Annotated in this window: 13 protein-coding genes, 1 tRNA gene and 1 pseudogene; 11 read left to right on the top strand and 4 right to left on the bottom strand. The window is 59.1% G+C overall.

What is annotated here, in order from left to right; genetic code table 11:
* Positions 1-422 precede the first annotated feature (422 nt).
* Entirely contained in the window at positions 423-797 is a 375-nt protein-coding gene (locus IE095_RS12835; RefSeq protein ID WP_229804771.1) for a hypothetical protein, read from the top strand.
* Between the two features lie 46 nt (positions 798-843).
* Positions 844-4,617 (top strand): SIR2 family protein, encoded by a 3,774-nt coding sequence (locus tag IE095_RS12840; RefSeq protein WP_229804772.1) that lies wholly within the window; start codon positions 844-846, stop codon positions 4,615-4,617.
* A gap of 458 nt (positions 4,618-5,075) precedes the next feature.
* Here the strand turns inward: IE095_RS12840 and IE095_RS12845 are convergent, their stop codons facing one another.
* Positions 5,076-5,924: a DUF5681 domain-containing protein gene (locus IE095_RS12845; protein WP_189412079.1), complete on the bottom strand. Its 849-nt coding sequence runs from the start codon at positions 5,922-5,924 to the stop codon at positions 5,076-5,078.
* The gene (locus IE095_RS12850; RefSeq protein ID WP_189412080.1) at positions 5,921-7,222 is read right to left on the bottom strand and encodes a site-specific DNA-methyltransferase; all 1,302 of its coding nucleotides are present in this window, start codon (positions 7,220-7,222) and stop codon (positions 5,921-5,923) included. Before IE095_RS12850 ends, IE095_RS12845 begins: the two co-directional genes overlap by 4 nt.
* A 135-nt stretch (positions 7,223-7,357) precedes the next feature.
* Here IE095_RS12850 and IE095_RS12855 point away from each other — a divergent pair, with 135 nt between their 5' ends.
* The 5 genes from IE095_RS12855 (at position 7,358) to IE095_RS12875 (ending at position 11,595) form a co-directional block, all read left to right on the top strand.
* Positions 7,358-7,696 carry a helix-turn-helix domain-containing protein gene (locus IE095_RS12855; protein WP_189412081.1) on the top strand — a complete coding sequence of 113 codons (339 nt, stop codon included), beginning with the start codon at positions 7,358-7,360 and terminating at the stop codon, positions 7,694-7,696.
* 76 nt (positions 7,697-7,772) lie between these two features.
* On the top strand, positions 7,773-8,525 hold the full coding sequence (locus tag IE095_RS12860) for an ImmA/IrrE family metallo-endopeptidase (RefSeq protein WP_189412082.1): 753 nt from the start codon (positions 7,773-7,775) through the stop codon (positions 8,523-8,525).
* A 387-nt stretch (positions 8,526-8,912) separates the two neighbouring features.
* Positions 8,913-9,455 carry a DUF3489 domain-containing protein gene (locus IE095_RS12865; protein ID WP_189412083.1) on the top strand — a complete coding sequence of 181 codons (543 nt, stop codon included), beginning with the start codon at positions 8,913-8,915 and terminating at the stop codon, positions 9,453-9,455.
* On the top strand, positions 9,452-9,910 hold the full coding sequence (locus IE095_RS12870; protein ID WP_189412084.1) for a DUF2924 domain-containing protein: 459 nt from the start codon (positions 9,452-9,454) through the stop codon (positions 9,908-9,910). The genes IE095_RS12865 and IE095_RS12870 overlap by 4 nt, the downstream gene beginning before the upstream one ends.
* Complete coding sequence (locus IE095_RS12875; protein ID WP_189412085.1) at positions 9,907-11,595, top strand: recombinase family protein; 1,689 nt, start codon at positions 9,907-9,909, stop codon at positions 11,593-11,595. Before IE095_RS12870 ends, IE095_RS12875 begins: the two co-directional genes overlap by 4 nt.
* Positions 11,596-12,008: 413 nt before the next feature.
* On the opposite strand, the gene IE095_RS12880 is transcribed toward IE095_RS12875, so the two are convergent.
* Positions 12,009-12,098 (bottom strand) — tRNA-Ser (locus tag IE095_RS12880).
* 84 nt (positions 12,099-12,182) lie between these two features.
* Positions 12,183-12,554: a winged helix-turn-helix transcriptional regulator gene (locus tag IE095_RS12885; protein WP_189412086.1), complete on the bottom strand. Its 372-nt coding sequence runs from the start codon at positions 12,552-12,554 to the stop codon at positions 12,183-12,185.
* A 105-nt stretch (positions 12,555-12,659) separates the two neighbouring features.
* Here IE095_RS12885 and IE095_RS12890 point away from each other — a divergent pair, with 105 nt between their 5' ends.
* From IE095_RS12890 to rpmA, 4 genes and pseudogenes are all read left to right on the top strand, one after another.
* On the top strand, positions 12,660-13,490 hold the full coding sequence (locus IE095_RS12890) for an SDR family oxidoreductase (RefSeq protein ID WP_189412087.1): 831 nt from the start codon (positions 12,660-12,662) through the stop codon (positions 13,488-13,490).
* 86 nt (positions 13,491-13,576) lie between these two features.
* On the top strand, positions 13,577-14,440 hold the full coding sequence (locus tag IE095_RS12895) for a DUF2059 domain-containing protein (protein ID WP_189412088.1): 864 nt from the start codon (positions 13,577-13,579) through the stop codon (positions 14,438-14,440).
* Between the two features lie 190 nt (positions 14,441-14,630).
* Positions 14,631-15,017 (top strand): annotated as a pseudogene (gene rplU, locus IE095_RS12900) (50S ribosomal protein L21); the annotation flags it as partial.
* A gap of 123 nt (positions 15,018-15,140) precedes the next feature.
* Positions 15,141-15,410 carry a 50S ribosomal protein L27 gene (gene rpmA, locus IE095_RS12905; protein WP_189412089.1) on the top strand — a complete coding sequence of 90 codons (270 nt, stop codon included), beginning with the start codon at positions 15,141-15,143 and terminating at the stop codon, positions 15,408-15,410.
* Positions 15,411-15,532: the final 122 nt, after the last annotated feature.

A 15,532-nucleotide genomic window follows, 5' to 3' on the forward strand; every position in this document is an offset into this window, starting at 1 on the left:
GTCTTGAAGTACCGAAAGGGCGAAGGCTGGGTCATCCCGGAAGGCTAGCCGTCAGAGGATGTCTGGGCAACCAGAGTTCCTCTGACAGTGCCCCGCCTCGCGCAGGGTTTTCTCATTCAGTTTCAGTCGCTTGACCATACATCACGCCTCCTTGCCCAACGACACAGGCCTAGACCCGCGCCACTATCAAGTCGGACCACGGGGTCGGGACTGGAATACAGGCGGAAGGTGGAATTGGGTTGGGAAGGGGCGTTCCGGCAAGCTTTATCAGTGGGTTACGCGAAGGCGTGGGGATGTGCACGATCAATCATCTCTTCATCGGACGCTGACAACAAGTATGCGCACCACAGCGCCTCAGGATTGCATTCCATCGCGGGGACAGCGATCTTGGCAGCATCAATCCATTGGGTGCCGAAATGCTCTTGAACCCTTCAGCTCTGGAAGAACAACTGAGCCATCTCGTCGATGACTCTGTACGCGAAGCCTACCTCGCATTTGCGCATGCCTGGCTTCCCGAGGGAATGACGGTTCGTCCAGCAGGGCATGGGTACATAGCACGGGAGTTGCGTTTTGAGGCTGATGGAGCATGGTTGTTTTCTGCCGTGCTGAATCAAAAGTGGGTCCTGTGGTATTTTCGAAAGCCAGCAATTAACGCTGGAATCGTACAGGCCGACCAAACGCTTGCAAGGTTTCCGACCGCAGAAACCAGTGGGCGGGGCGAGATAAAGCTACGGGTCAGGAATGTTGAAGAGGCGCGGGCTGTCTTGAACTGGTTCGGATGTGGCGAAGTAGTGTGAAGATAGTAGCATGAGATTTCACGCCGACGGACCTTCAATACCGGACATGCTGCTTGAACGGTGCGACGCCGGCCGAGTTGTTTTCCTTTGCGGTGCAGGCGTATCGCTGCCCTCTGGCATGCCTACTTTCGTCGGCCTCACGAAGCATGTCGTCGAGTTTCTTGATCCACCTGCCGATTCTGAAATCATGGCTGCGTTTCGGCCCTGGTTGGATGGCTCATCGGCAGGGAACGTTCCGCTTGATCAAATTTTTAACCTTCTGCACCAGGAGTATGGGAAGGAAGAAGTCAACGCGCTTGTAACGAAAAGGCTGATGGTCGCCTCAAGTGTTGGGAAAGTCGGACGTGAGCATGAACTAATCAAACGCATTTCATCAAGCCAGAGCGGCAAACCGCAGATCGTGACGACGAACTTCGACAGATTGTTCGAGCTGGCACCTAATAGCGAAAAGTTAGTTCTGCACGAGCCACCCGCATTTCCCGATTTGAACTTCGGCACGACAATTGAAGGGATCACGTACCTACACGGGCGATTGGTGGATCCAACCTCGGACCGATATCCTTATGTGCTTAGCAGTGCGGATTTCGGACGAGCCTATCTCTCGGAGGGATGGGCAACAAACTTCGTCCGAAGCCTTCTCGAGCGCTACACCGTAGTTTTGGTCGGTTACCAAGCCGAAGACCCTCCGATCAAGTACTTGCTCCAAGGTCTAAACCATGACGGTCAATATGATCGTTCGCGGCTTTATGCATTTGATCGTGGACTTCCGGAAGAAATCGAAACCAAATGGCGTGATCGGGGCGTGACTGCAATAGCGTATTCCGATCATCCAGTGCTATGGAAGACGATGGAGGCATGGGCGGACCGAGCTGATGATCCGCGATCTTGGCGTGCGTCTGTCATTGCTGCGAGTCGGCATGATCCAAAAGGATTCCCACCTCACATTCGGGGACAAGTGGCACACGTGCTTCGCACTGCACGTGGGGCGAGGTTGTTCGCCGAGAGCACTCCGGCGCCGCACGCGGAATGGATCTGCGTGATGGATGCAAATGTACGGTCAGCCAAGAAGAAGAGCGGCTACCGTGATGACTTGGAGGTCTTTGATCCCCAAGCCGCGTATGGACTCGACGACGACCTGGAGGATTTTTCGGAGGAGGACAAAAGGTACAGAAACGGCAACGATAACCTGCTTGTCTGGCGAGAAGATGATGACAATCCGACCGAGTTTCATCGATTAGTCGGGAGGCAAGCCGAAGGTTTCGAGGCGACCCCTATTCGGCTTGGTCACCTGATAAGCTGGATCGGCAAGTCAATCCAAAGCCCAGTGCTGGCCTGGTGGGCCGTTCGGCAAGACGGCATTCACCCGCGGCTGTTGCAGCAGATAGAGTGGCAGCTTGAACGTGGTGAGGATCTGGACCGGCGAGCCCGCCATGTCTGGAACCTGATCCTCGAACGCCACCGAGACCCACGCAATCGAAAATGGGATGGAGATTGGTTCGATTTCAAGAAACGTGTCGGTATTGAAGGCTGGACAGCAGGTGTATTGAGAGAGTTTCGACGGGTGGCCACTCCTCGTGTCGAAGTCCGGCCCCTGTTTGGAATAGGCGAGGTCAAGCCGCCCTTCACTCCGTGGGAAACAAGCCGTGTCGGCGACATTGGTCAGTTCGAGGTGAAGTTCCTCGAGCGCCACAATGACGACCTTGAAGTACCTGATGAGCACCTCCCCAGTATAATTGGTATCCTTGAGGACCAGCTCAAAGTAGCGTCTGGTCTTTTGGAGGATGTCGGGACGACGTATTTTCAGACCCCTACTTGCTATCCGATGCGAGAGGTCGACGGCAGAGAGCACGTGACAAAGGCTGCTGAGGTCATGAGCTGGTTTATCCAGCTTTTTGATCGGTTGGCGAGCATGTCGCCCAACCTTGCAAATGCGCATGCAGCGACCTGGCCAGCCTCTGACCGATTCTTCTTTCGAAAGCTAAAGCTCTACGCTCTGAACAAGGTCGGGGTATTCGGGGCAGAAGAAGTCGCCAATGTATTGCTGGCACTAGATCAGGAGGCATTCTGGGACATCGACGTCGTCAGGGAGCTTTTGTTCTTGCTTGTCGATCGATGGTCAGAATTCTCAGAAAAGGATAGGGAGCGCCTAACTGATCGGATCTTGTCGGGTCCAAATCAGCTTCCTCACTGGTCTGACGAAGAGTTCCCCGGAATCCGTGACGAGTTCGCTGCCCGTTATGCCCGTTACCTCGAACTTCAAGGCTGTATGTTGGCGGCTGATCGAACTGAACGGCTCGCACAGATGCTGCAGAAAATTCCGAGATGGAGCGACGGGTGGGCAAAATCGACAGTTACAGAGCGAGGGTCGCACGTCAGCTATGTCGGCACAGATGATGCGCCGGATGCCATCATCGACGTCCCAGTGGGTGAGATCGTAGCAAAGGCAAAGGAAGTCCTGAAACGAGACTTCGGCAGTTTCACTGAGAAGCGCCCGTTTACGGGCCTAGTGAAAGCCAGCCCGCGAAAGGCTCTTTCCGCCTTGACCGTCGCGGGGAAGGCTGGCGACTACCCGAAGGTGTTTTGGTCAGCATTGATCAACGAAATGCCACAAGATGTATCCCCTCGTCTTAGGACCGTCTTCCTACGTCGACTGGCAGGTCTTCCGCATGGGGTGGTTGCTGAACTTAGCCATACCTTGGGTCGATGGCTTGAAAAGAACCTGGCTTTGGTACTCGAGTTCGACAACGATCTTGGGTGGAAAGTGTTCGATCACATCGTCGATGGGATCATCAGCGGTGGACTTGAAGCTGCAAACAGTGGACTTGGTGAGGTTCGCCAAGGTGGAGAAGTAGTCAAGCGGTCGCGTCGCACACTCGATCATGCCATCAACGGACCAATTGGTATGTGCACCGAGGCGCTATTCGATGCTGTGCCTGGGAAGAAGCAGGAAGCCGGTTCGTTGGTTCCAAACCATATCAAGTCCCGCTTGGAACGCCTTTTTGCGGCACCAGGCGAGGGTTCAGATCACGCTGTGTCAGTAGCGACCAGCAAGCTCAACTGGCTCATGTTCATCGATCCCGATTGGACCCAAGAACGACTAATCCCATTGCTGGCTTTCGAACACCCGGCTTCAGAGCCTGCTTGGAACGGATTCTTGCACAGTGGCCGCGTGCCTTGGCCACCGCTGGCAGAAGCCATAAAGCCTCTACTGCTGCAACTTTTCCCCTTCATAGAGGGGTTTTCTTGGAACCGTGACGTTTCAAAGGTTGCAGCCCAGTGGTTGGGCTTCATGCGAATTTTTCATCCGGATGAGGCAGGTGGCCTGACGAGATCAGAGATGAGGTCTGTTCTCCGTGAAATGTCCGACGGCACACGAAACGACCTCATATTCTGGCTGGGACAAGTCGGACAGAAAAACGAAAACGGTTGGACGGACCTTGTCATCCCCTTCATCGAAGGTGACTGGCCGCGAGAGCGCCGATACAGGACTACTGCGTCCATGAAGGCTTGGATCAGTCTGCTTGACGATACCGGCGACAGGTTTCCGGTAGTTTATGAAGCAGTAAAGAAGTTCCTCGTCGGTGTGGAAGTGAATGACCAGCCGTTTTACCGCTTCACAAGGGAGATCAGTGGGGAAGTACCTCTGACGACACGGTTCCCGGAAACTACCTTGGACTTGATGGATAGGGTGACACCGCAGGTTGTGACCCGGCGACCGTATGAGCTGCCGAAGATCCTTGCCCTCATTGCTGAAGTCGCCCCTGCGCTGACGTCGGATCACCGTTACCTACGCCTAGTGGACCTTGTGGAACGAAGTTGATCGAACGATTGGACGTCTTGCTGTCTACCGGTTTCGAATTTCTAAGGTCGCCCGACCGACGCGCTTATATATTTCGCGGAGGCTTTGGCGATGATCTTGACGAGAATGATCCGGCGCACTTGTCAACGTCTGGTCAACCGTTGAATTCAGTCTGGGACCGTCCTGTTCCCTCGAAACGCGCTGGCATCCGTCCCGTGTCGAGAAGAAATCTAAACCTTTCAAAGGGATATGGGGCAAGTGCTTGATATGGATGAGGCCTGCAAAATTGTGCGGGTTCGGCTCATAACCTGAAGGTCGCAGGTCGGACCCCTTTCAGGCGTGCGAAAGGTCCATCTCATCTCGCTTGTCCATAGAATCATCAAATTGCCCGCAACATCAGACCTGCGTGACAGCCTCAATCTATCTTGACTGGACTACTTTATTTTGAGGGCCAAACTTTCCGCTATTCAATGCTTGGTTCAATATTCGGTGCTGTCGGCCGCCAGCATTTCATGGGCAATCAGGATGCTCCATTTCTTGCGTAAGGCGCGCATCTGCTTGCGCAACGCAGCGTCGATCCGAACGGGGTACAGGTCTTCGGGAAGCACAATGCGCCAGCGGGCAATCTGGGCGTCTGCGATCTCGAAGTGACGTTTCAGATCTTCGCGTTCCTTGGGGTCGGTCTCGGTGGCGATCGCCTCGCGGCACATTTCCCGCAGGATCACCTGATGGCGCAAGTGGTTGTAGGCACTATCATAGGTCCTTTTCTCTTCTGCCGTCATAGGCCCGCTGATGATGACAGTGCCGCGCTGCATGTCAAAGCGGATATGATCGGGATGGGGCAGCGGATCTGGTTCGCCGACAATACCCATGCGTGCGCGCCGCGTCAGTTCGTTTTCCCAGTTGATCTTGTAATCCAACGCCACATTGAACCACTCGTCATGCAGCGCCTTGTTGCTGGTTTCCACCGCAGAAAGAAGTTCCGCAAAAAGCCGTTGTGAACGGTGCTGGCCTTTGACGGCATTGACCGCCAGGGATCGCAACACGGCCTGCGCAATGGGCACGGTCACATTGCGGTCCCCGTCGCGCACCGTGATGCCGCGATAGGCCTCCGTCAGGATCAGGTCCTTCATGCGCTCTTCGTTCAGCGATGGCTTGCGGTTCTTCGCGCCTTTCGGGCGACCCTGCGGGTTGCCGGATTTCCCCTTCTGGAAACGACTGGCCTGCGGAGGCTTGGCGTAACCTACGGCATAGCCGGGCCGCACCGCCAGCGGACCCGTCTTGCCGGGGCCAGGTTGTTTTGGCGGAGTCAGGTCATCCGGCGTCATGCGACGGCTTCCGCCACAGAAGCGGCCCTTGGCCAACCACAAACCAATTGTTCCGCCATATCCTTGGCCTGGATTTCCCAACGGGTCAGGATCCGGTCACAATAGATTGGGTCGAGTTCCACCAGCCGCGCCCGCCGCCCGGTCTTCTCGGCCGCAATCAAAGTTGAACCTGATCCCCCGAAGACATCCAGCACAATCTCGCCGCGCCCCGACACATCCCGGATTGCATCCGCAATCATTTGCACCGGCTTGACCGTCGGATGCAGACGCAGTTCGTCCATGCGGCCCTTCCGCATGCTGTTCACACCCCGGTAGTTCCAGACATTGGTGCGGTAGCGACCATGCTGGCCCAGCTCAAAACTGTTCACATGGGGCGCGGTGCCCTTCTTGAAGGCAAAGATCAATTCATGGCGCGAGCGGTAAAAGGTGCCCATGCCGCCATTGTCCTTGGCCCAGACGATCAGGTTCTTCAATTCATCATAGACCGCATGACCCGCGGCCAGCATTTCGCCCATATGGCGCCAATCCATGCAGTGGAAGTGAATCGAACCGTCCACACTGTGATTGGCCATGTTTTGCAAAGCCCGTGTCAGGAAGGCGGTGAACTCCGACATGGTCATCTCACCGGCAGCCATCGCGAACTCACGGTGCTTCACCTTGCCGGAACCGCCGACATGGCCATCGATCTTCACATTGTAGGGCGGGTCGCTGAACACCATGCGCGCCTGATCCCCCTCCATCACCGCCGCAACGATGCCCGCGTCCAGCGCATCCCCGCAGATCAAACGGTGAGTGCCAAGCTGCCAAATATCGCCCGCATGGACCCGGCGCGGGGCAAACTCGGGCAGAATGTCATCCTCCGGATCCCCAGGTTCTTCGGGCGTCAGACCCTCCACCAGCGCATCGATCTCGGCCACTTCAAAGCCGATCACCCCGATGTCAAAGCCAATGTTTTCGGTGGCGAGCAGCCCTTGCAACTCCTGCGCCAGAAGTTCCTCATCCCAACCCGCGTTCAGGGCCAACTTGTTGTCGGCAATGACATAGGCCCGCTTCTCGGCCTCGCTCATATGCTCAATCCGCACACAGGGCACTTCTGTCAGACCCAGATGTTTGGCCGCCTCTACCCGGCCGTGACCGGCAAGGATCGTGTTGCTCTGATCGATCAGCACCGGATTGGTGAAGCCAAAGGTCTCGATCGACGCTGCGATCTGCTTCAGCTGCTTCTTGGAGTGTGTCCGAGCGTTCGTGGCCCAAGGCCGCAGCGAAGCCGGGGGGATCATCTCGATGGTCTGGGTCATGACAGCCTCCTTGGCGCATCGCTGAGTCGGGCGACGTATCACCCCTATTCGTAAGATATATCGTCCGCTTGTCTTGCGCAAGATCTGGGCGTATAGATTCGTAAGATGTGGCGAACGAACTGAAGGACCGACCCCATGAGCCTCGCAGAACGCCTGTTCGATCTGCGCCAAGGGACCAAATATTCCCTGCAGCAAGTTGCCGACGCGGTCGGCGTGTCCAAGGCGCATATCTGGGAATTGGAGAAAGGCCGGACCGCCAACCCCTCCTTTGAATTGGTGCAAAAGCTGGCGCAGTTCTTCGGGGTTTCGGCCGAGGCCTTGATCGGCGAGGCCGAGACGCCACCGCCGGTCGCTCAGCAGATCCAGCGCATTCATCGCGATCTGAAGGACCTGTCGGAACGCGATCGAGACATCATCGAGACGATGGTAAAGTCGATGCGGGCCAGTGCCGCCCCACCATCCGCCGAGGAGTAAAGCCCTGCAGCTTGATCGCGTTGATCTGGCCGACATCCATAAGCCCGACCAACTGGCGCAGGCCATTCATCGCCGGATGGGCCCACTGCAGGGCGCTGTCCCCGTTGATCAGATCGCCCGCAGCCTCGACATCGCCGACATACGCTATGAACAACTCGACGGTTTTGAAGGCATGCTGCTGACCGACCGCCTTCGCACCCAAGGCCAAATCCTGGTCAACACCAAGCGGGGGATGCCAGCCGCCCGGTTCAGCCTCGCCCATGAACTGGGGCACTTTCTGCTGGAGCGCCATGTGCTGGGCCTCGACGGCCGGTTCACCTGCACACAAAACGATCTGCGCGAGGCGCGGACGGCGCAACTGCATCAGAGGCAAGAGGCGGAGGCCAATGCCTTTGCCATCGCCCTCTTGGCGCCGCAGGCTCTGGCGGCCCTTTTTACTGTTGCGGAACCGAGCATAGCAGCCGCTAGGGGCCTCAGGGATCGGTTGGAACTCAGCCTGGAAGCCGCCGCGCGCTGTCTTGTCGCACGCCATGATGAACCCCTTGCTGCGGTTTGGACCAAGAACCGCGTCATCCGCTATGTCGTGCGCGGACCGCGATTTCCATGGATCGAACGCGGTCCACAACAGGTGGTTTCAGCACTCAGCCGGACAGCGGAAGCCTTCGGGCGCAGGTTAGAAGGCACCACGGCGATGGGCGAGGTCGCGCCCGCCGCTTGGACAAACGCGGACATCCCCGAACTCTTCGAACAGGTGCGCATTGGCAAGGAGGGTCATGCCTTGACCCTGCTCTGGGCCACCTTGCCGGAATGCGAAGACGAAGAAGATTGAGCGGGGCGGGTGGCTGGTGATCCTTGCTAGTGATCCAGTGCTGATTGGCAACGGCCTCGCGCCTTGCAAGTCTGTCCGAGCAGCGGTTCGCCCTTTTTTCGATCCCGGTGAGTAGCACGGGCTGTCGTCAGATCGACCAGACGCAACGAGCACTGTTCCATAAAATCAAAATCATAACCCCCTATGGCCTCCTTTCCATTGGACTTCACCGTGTTTTGGAGCGTTGGTCTGATCCAAGCCCGGTCCCGTCCGGGCTCGTTCCGGTACGCGTCGTCGCGTTGTGCGCGCCGCAAGTACCGGAGAAAGATCATGACCAGACAGAGGAAGAACGGATCAGCCGTCACCTGCAGCCCTAAGGGCGCGCCCAAGCCCGCGGCTGATGATGGTATGACGGTGCCAGCAACCAACGACCATCTAGATGGTGCCGTCCATTCCGCCGATATCCCGCCCGTCGGCAATACCGTCGAAGATCCGGCGGAAGATTTGGTCGAGGATAATTCAGCCAACATGGATGCGCCATCTGCGGCACAGGCTTCATTGATCGCAATCGCCCCTCGCCAAACCAAAGCCGCGCTTCTGCGGGAGAAGGTACTGGCCCCCGGCGGTGCCTCGCTGGCCGATCTGATGCGCTTGACCGGCTGGCAAGCCCATACCATCCGCGCGGCCTTGAGCGGCTTGCGCAAGTCAGGGCTCGTGCTCACCCGGCGTCGCGAGGGCACGGACAGTATCTATGGCGTGGAAAGTGCCGCGCTGGATTCTAGTGCTGTCGAGATTGCGGCAGCGGGGACGGGGGAAAGGGCGGCTGCAAACATCGCCGAACCCGCAGAAACGGGTGCGACCGATCCGACAATCTCTACGCCTGCCGCAACCGCCCAACTGCCGACAGACCCGGCGGCAGCCAGCCTTGACCCAGCCCCGGTGCGGACATGACCACCGTCAAAGAACTCGACGCGCTGGATCGGGCTGGTCTGGCCACGCTCTGGGCGGAACTGCTGGGCGGTTCTGTGCCGCCCGGCATGAGCCAGTTGATGCAACGCCGCTATCTCGCCTTCGCCCTGCAAGCGCGGAAGGGGGGCGATCTTGCCCCCGCACTTGCCGCGCGGCTTGACCGCTTGGCTGCAGGAGAAGTGCAGAAGGCTGCACTCAGCCTCAAGCCCGGCGCCCGGCTCCTGCGCGCATGGAACGGCACAACCCATGTCGTGGATGTCGTCGCAGACGGGTTCCTCTGGAACGGCACTTGCCATCGCTCCCTCTCCGCCATCGCCCGCGCCATCACCGGGGCCCGATGGTCGGGGCCTCGGTTCTTTGGTCTGATTGATGCCGCCGAGGCTACAACCAAGGCGGGTCAGGTTGTCGTCCCCCGGCGCAAGGCGGGTTCCAAATGACCCAAAAGCCCGCAATCCGCTGCGCCATCTACACCCGCAAATCCTCCGATGAGGGGCTCGATCAGGCCTTCAATTCGCTGGATGCCCAATATGAGGCTTGCGCGGCCTATGTCGCCAGCCAGCGCCATGAAGGCTGGAAGCTCATCGCCGAACGGTTTGACGATGGGGGGATTTCGGGGGGCACGCTGGAACGCCCGGGTTTGCAGCGCCTGCTGGCCGAAATCGACGCCGGACGCATTGGCATGGTGGTGGTTTACAAGATCGACCGCCTGACCCGATCGCTGGCCGACTTTGGTCGCTTGGTCGAGCGGCTGGACGCCAAGAACTGTTCCTTCGTCTCGGTGACACAGGCCTTCAACACGGCGACTTCCATGGGTCGCTTGACCTTGAATGTGCTGTTGTCCTTCGCGCAGTTCGAACGCGAAGTCACCGCCGAACGCATCCGCGACAAGATTGCTGCCTCCAAGAAGAAGGGCCTCTGGATGGGCGGCAGTCTCCCCTTGGGCTATGACCGCCACCCCGATCCCCAACGCCGGGAGTTGGTGATCCATCCGGGCGAAGCCGAGACCGTCAAACAACTGTTCCAACTTTACGCCGAACTGGGCAATCTGCGTCTGTTAGAGATCAGGGCACGTGAGCTTGGCCTGCTTCCCAAATCCAAGGAAGTCCTACTCGCAACCAGCGGCCCCGACATCACATCAGGCGCAAAACCCGACACGAGCCCATTCAGCCGTGGCCAGTTGCATTATCTGCTGATGAACCCGGTCTATACTGGCCGCATCCGACACAAGGACCAAACCTATCCCGGTCAGCATCCGGCCATTATCGATGCCGATCTTTGGCAGCAGGTGCAGACCAAACTCATGTCGGCAAGCGCCCGACCCCGCGGCCGCAGCCCGACGCCGACCGAGGCCCGTGTGCTGGCTGGCAAGCTGCGCGACGAGACAGGTGATGTCTTGACCCCAACCCACACCCAGCGCCATGGCCGCCGCTTTGCCTATTATGTCTCCCACCGCCTGATTGCAGGGGGCAAGGATCCCACAGGTTGGCGGCTGCCTGCCGAGGCCTTGGAAGCCACGGTCCGCCAATTGGTTGCGGCCCATTTGCGGGCAGCGGCAGAGCGCCATGGGCTGCTGGTCACACCGGATGTGACGCAGGCGACACAGATTGCGGCGCGTGCGCAGGGTCTCGCCGAAAAGCTTGAAGCGGACCCGCCGCTTCTGGCAGATCTGATTGCAAAGCTCGATCTTGGTCAGGGCTTTGTGCGCATCAGCCTTGCGCAGGACCCGATTTCCGCCGCCCTCGAAGTATCGGCCGATCACCTAGCCCCTGATCTGCTTTGCTTTGAGCAGCCCTTCTCACTGCGCCGCCGGGGAATTGAGACCCGGATGGTGGCAGGCGAGAGGCTTCCTGCGCCGGACCCTGTCCTTATCCGCGCGCTCGCCGAGGCCCGGCTTTGGGTCAGAACCTTGCGAGAGGGGACATCGCTGGCCGAGATTGCAAAAGCCGCAGGTCGATCTGAGCCCTATGTCCGCAACCGCATTCCGCTGGCGTTTCTGGCCCCAAGCCTGCAGGCCGTCATTTTGGAAGGGCGTCAGCCGCCAGACCTTTCCCTCGCCCGGCTCATCCGCGACGGCATCCCGATGGATTGGGCCGAGCAGGCGCGGAGTTTTGGGATCACCTGATCCAGAGAGGGGGCAACAACGTCTACGGGCACCCCAAACAGCCCTTAACGCAAGTCCCTGTTCTTCCCAATTCTTTCCCTGTTCTGCTGAATTTTATTCCCTGATCACCTTGATTAAATTCCCTGTTATTCCCGAACAGGGAATTCCGCGCTAAGCCACGGGCATTGCAGGATGATTCAGGACAGATTCCACCAGAACCGCCTCTCAGGGACGTCTATTCCCTGATAATTCCCTGTTTCTGCATTGGATCATCGCAAACCGAACCACTTCCAAACTCCGCGGAGACGCGGGCCGGAAAGGCGCGCAAGGAAGGAGGTGGGTTCAGTCTCCGCGCGCAGCGGCACCCGCTAAGCCCCGGAAACACGGGAGAAATTCGGCTTAGAACGAAATACAGGCGCTGAGACAGGGCTGGGTGGCGGAGAGGGTGGGATTCGAACCCACGGTAGGCTTGCACCCACACCGGTTTTCGAAACCGGCCCAATCGGCCACTCTGGCACCTCTCCGGGGTGGTGGCGTGGGCGGGGATTTAGCGAAGGGTTGCTGGGGGTGCAAGGGGGGCTGTGAAAAATAACGCCGGGAAAGGGCGCTCAGGCGGCTTGGGCGGGCAGAAAGGCGGGCAGGTTGTCCTCGATCCAGGCGGCGAGTTCGCGCAGGCGGTCGGCGGCGCCTTGGCCAAGGGGGGTCAGCGAATATTCGACATGGGGTGGGACGACATCATGCGCCACGCGCAGCACCAACCCGTCGCCTTCCAGCTGTTGCAGGGTCTGGGCCAGCATCCTTTCGCTGACGCCGCCTATATTGCGTTTCAATTCCGAAAAACGGTGGGTGCCGTGGCAAAGGACGATCAGCACCAAAGTGCCCCAGCGGCTGGTCATATGGCGCAGCACATCGCGCGAAGGGCAGCGTTCCGACAAGACGTCGGGGGCAGGGATGGGCAGGGAAAAGCGGTCAGAGTTCATGGTGGCACCAGAAAATTCAAACTTACAAAAATGTAGGTACTTCCTATTCGTAAGTAAAGGCGTATGTCGGGGGCAACGCAGCAAAACGCAAAGTAGGAGATGATCATGACAATTGGTGTGACGGGTGCGACGGGGCAGTTAGGGCGTCTGGCGGTGGCCGCGCTGAAGGCCAAAGGCGCGGATGTCGTGGCGCTGGTGCGCGACACGGGCAAGGCCGCGGATCTGGGCGTTGCGGCGCGTGTGTTTGATTACAAAGCGGCGGATGCTGCTGCCTTGGCGGGGATCGAAACGCTGGTGCTGATCTCGTCGAATGATTTTGACGACCGGGCGGGCCAGCATAAGAAGGTGATCGCGGCGGCCAAAACGGCGGGCGTCAAGCGGGTGGTCTATACATCGCTGCTGAAGGGCGACGCTTCGCCGATGATTTTGGCGGGCGATCATATTGCCACCGAAGCGGCCCTGAAGGATTCGGGCCTGACCTATACGATCCTGCGCAACGGCTGGTATCTGGAAAACCACACCGGCAATCTGGGCGGGGCGATTGGGGCCGGGGCGATGATCGGCTCCTCCGGTGAAGGGCGGATTTCGGCGGCGAGCCGTCAGGACTATGCCGAGGCGATTGCGGCCGTGGCTGGGGCCGGGCACGAGAACAAGGTCTATGAACTGGCGGGGGATGACAGCTTTACCGTGGCCGAAATGGCGACGGTGGTCAGTCAGGTGACGGGCAAGACGATCCCCTTCAACAACCTGCCGGAAGACACCTATGCGGGCATCCTGCAAAGCTTTGGCCTGCCGGAAGGTTTCGCAAAGATCTTGGCCGACAGTGACGTGCAGGCGTCGAAAGGCGCGCTATTTGACGACAGCAAGACCCTTTCGCGGCTGATCGGTCGTCCGACGACCAAGATGGCGGATGCGGTGAAGGCGGCGCTTTCCTAAGCACCTTTGCGTGACCGCTTAGCCCCCCGCTTGGCAAATCCACGCGGGGGGCCTAGCTTTCGGGCAGATCATCGAAAGGTCCGCCCATGGTTCTGCGCCCGCTGCTTATCTCGCTGCTGATCGCCACGGCAATGCCCTTGGCGCCTTTGCCTGTGATGGCGGAAACCACCATTAGGGGTGTCACCGCGCAACGGATCGGGGCGCTGACCCAGACGCTCAAGATGGACGACATCTTTCAGGTGATGCTGGATGAGGGCGTCGATTACGGTCAAAGCATTGAGGATGAGATGTTTCCGGGCCGGGGTGGGCCGGAATGGTTGGATCGCGTGCGGGCGATCTATGCCAAGGGGCCGATGCGCGAACGGTTTGAGGATCGTCTGCTGATCGAGCTGGCGTCGGACCCTGCGGCCTTGGATGCGGCGATGCAGTTCTTTGGTTCCGCCCGTGGCCAGCGGATCGTCGATCTGGAAATTGCGGCGCGCAAGACCCTGCTGGACGAGGCGGCGCAAGAGGCAGCGCGGGTGACGGTGGAGGATATGATCGCCGAAGGCCATCCGCGTATGGCGGCCTTGCAGAACTTTGCCGAAACGAATGAGCTGGTGGAACTGAACGTCGCGGCCTCGCTGAATGGGTCGATGGAGTTTTACAAAGGGCTGTCGGAAGGCGGGGCTTTCGGGCCGGGAATGACGGAAGAGGAAATCCTGTCGGACGTCTGGGGGCAGGAGCCGCAGATCCGGGCGGATACCGAGGAATGGTTGTTCGGCTTTCTGGTGATGGCCTATCAGCCCCTGTCGGATGAGGATCTGGCGGCCTATCAGGCTTTTGCCGAAAGCGCTGCCGGGCAAAAGGTGAACCGGGCGCTGTTTGCCGCCTTTGGTGAGGTTTTCGTGCCGGTGTCGCGGGCGATGGGGCGGGCATCGGCGGCGGAAATGGCCGGGGAAGATATCTGAATTCCCTGCAATTAGACGTTGACGAAGGCCCGATGATCCCCGATAAGCGCCCGTCTCTGCCGGGCATGGCCCGAGTGGGGGGATTCGCAATTTTGACAACCGTCCCGAAAGGGGCGCGCTGTCCGAGGCAAAGACCGAACGCTGGCAGAGGCCAGGGCCACAGGACGCGGCAATGAAAAGGAATGAACGCATGTTCGCGGTTCTGAAAACCGGCGGCAAGCAGTACAAAGTCAAGGCGGGGGATATCCTGCGCGTTGAAAAGCTTGCAGCTGTGGCTGGTGACAAAATCCAGTTCAACGAAATTCTGATGGTCGGCGGCGACAAACCCGTTCTGGGCGCTCCGCTGGTGGCTGGTGCGGCTGTGCAGGCCGAAGTGATCGAACAGATCAAGGGTGAGAAAGTCATCCACTTTGTGAAGCGTCGTCGTAAGCATTCGTCGCAACGCACGAAGGGCCATCGTCAGCAACTGACCTTGCTGCGGGTGACCGATGTTCTGGCCTCGGGTGCCGACAAGTCGGGCGTGACGGTTGCCACCGGCACCGCCGACGCGCGCCGTTCGGCCCATAATGCTGGTGCCGCTGCGGCCCCCGCTCCGAAAGCCAAGGCTGCGAAAGCGGCTGCTCCGGCGGCGGACGCTGCCGAAGCCCCTGCGAAACCGAAGCGTGCCGCCAAGGCCGCTGCTGCGAAGGAGTAATCCCCCATGGCACACAAGAAAGCAGGCGGTTCATCCCGTAACGGCCGCGATTCGGCCGGTCGTCGTTTGGGCGTGAAGCTGTTCGGTGGCCAGTCGGCCATTCCGGGCAATATCATCGTGCGCCAGCGCGGCACGACCTGGTTCCCGGGCAACGGCGTCGGCATGGGCACGGATCATACGATTTTTGCAACGGTCGAGGGCAAGGTGACGTTCAAGAAAGGCCTGAAGGGCCGCACGTTTATCTCGGTCCTGCCAGTGGCAGAGGCAGCAGAATAAGCCGAACCTTTACAATCTGATTGTAAACAGGGGATCGGCCAAAGGGCCGGTCCCCTTCTTCATTTCGGACCGGTCTGACAAGCCCCGCGCAAGCGGGTTCATGGTGAGAGAGACTGGAAAAG

Source organism: Neogemmobacter tilapiae (assembly GCF_014652215.1).
Lineage (GTDB): Bacteria > Pseudomonadota > Alphaproteobacteria > Rhodobacterales > Rhodobacteraceae > Neogemmobacter > Neogemmobacter tilapiae.

Bases quoted from the DNA above. Each gene is read 5' to 3' on its own strand.
- IE095_RS12885 (WP_189412086.1), bottom strand. From the start codon at position 12,554: ATGAACTCTGACCGCTTTTCCCTGCCCATCCCTGCCCCCGACGTCTTG.
- IE095_RS12865 (WP_189412083.1), top strand. From the start codon at position 8,913: ATGACGGTGCCAGCAACCAACGACCATCTAGATGGTGCCGTCCATTCC.
- IE095_RS12870 (WP_189412084.1), top strand. From the start codon at position 9,452: ATGACCACCGTCAAAGAACTCGACGCGCTGGATCGGGCTGGTCTGGCC.
- IE095_RS12845 (WP_189412079.1), bottom strand. From the start codon at position 5,924: ATGACGCCGGATGACCTGACTCCGCCAAAACAACCTGGCCCCGGCAAG.
- IE095_RS12850 (WP_189412080.1), bottom strand. From the start codon at position 7,222: ATGACCCAGACCATCGAGATGATCCCCCCGGCTTCGCTGCGGCCTTGG.
- IE095_RS12895 (WP_189412088.1), top strand. From the start codon at position 13,577: ATGGTTCTGCGCCCGCTGCTTATCTCGCTGCTGATCGCCACGGCAATG.
- IE095_RS12890 (WP_189412087.1), top strand. From the start codon at position 12,660: ATGACAATTGGTGTGACGGGTGCGACGGGGCAGTTAGGGCGTCTGGCG.
- IE095_RS12860 (WP_189412082.1), top strand. From the start codon at position 7,773: ATGGGCCCACTGCAGGGCGCTGTCCCCGTTGATCAGATCGCCCGCAGC.
- IE095_RS12840 (WP_229804772.1), top strand. From the start codon at position 844: ATGCTGCTTGAACGGTGCGACGCCGGCCGAGTTGTTTTCCTTTGCGGT.
- IE095_RS12875 (WP_189412085.1), top strand. From the start codon at position 9,907: ATGACCCAAAAGCCCGCAATCCGCTGCGCCATCTACACCCGCAAATCC.
- IE095_RS12855 (WP_189412081.1), top strand. From the start codon at position 7,358: ATGAGCCTCGCAGAACGCCTGTTCGATCTGCGCCAAGGGACCAAATAT.
- rpmA (WP_189412089.1), top strand. From the start codon at position 15,141: ATGGCACACAAGAAAGCAGGCGGTTCATCCCGTAACGGCCGCGATTCG.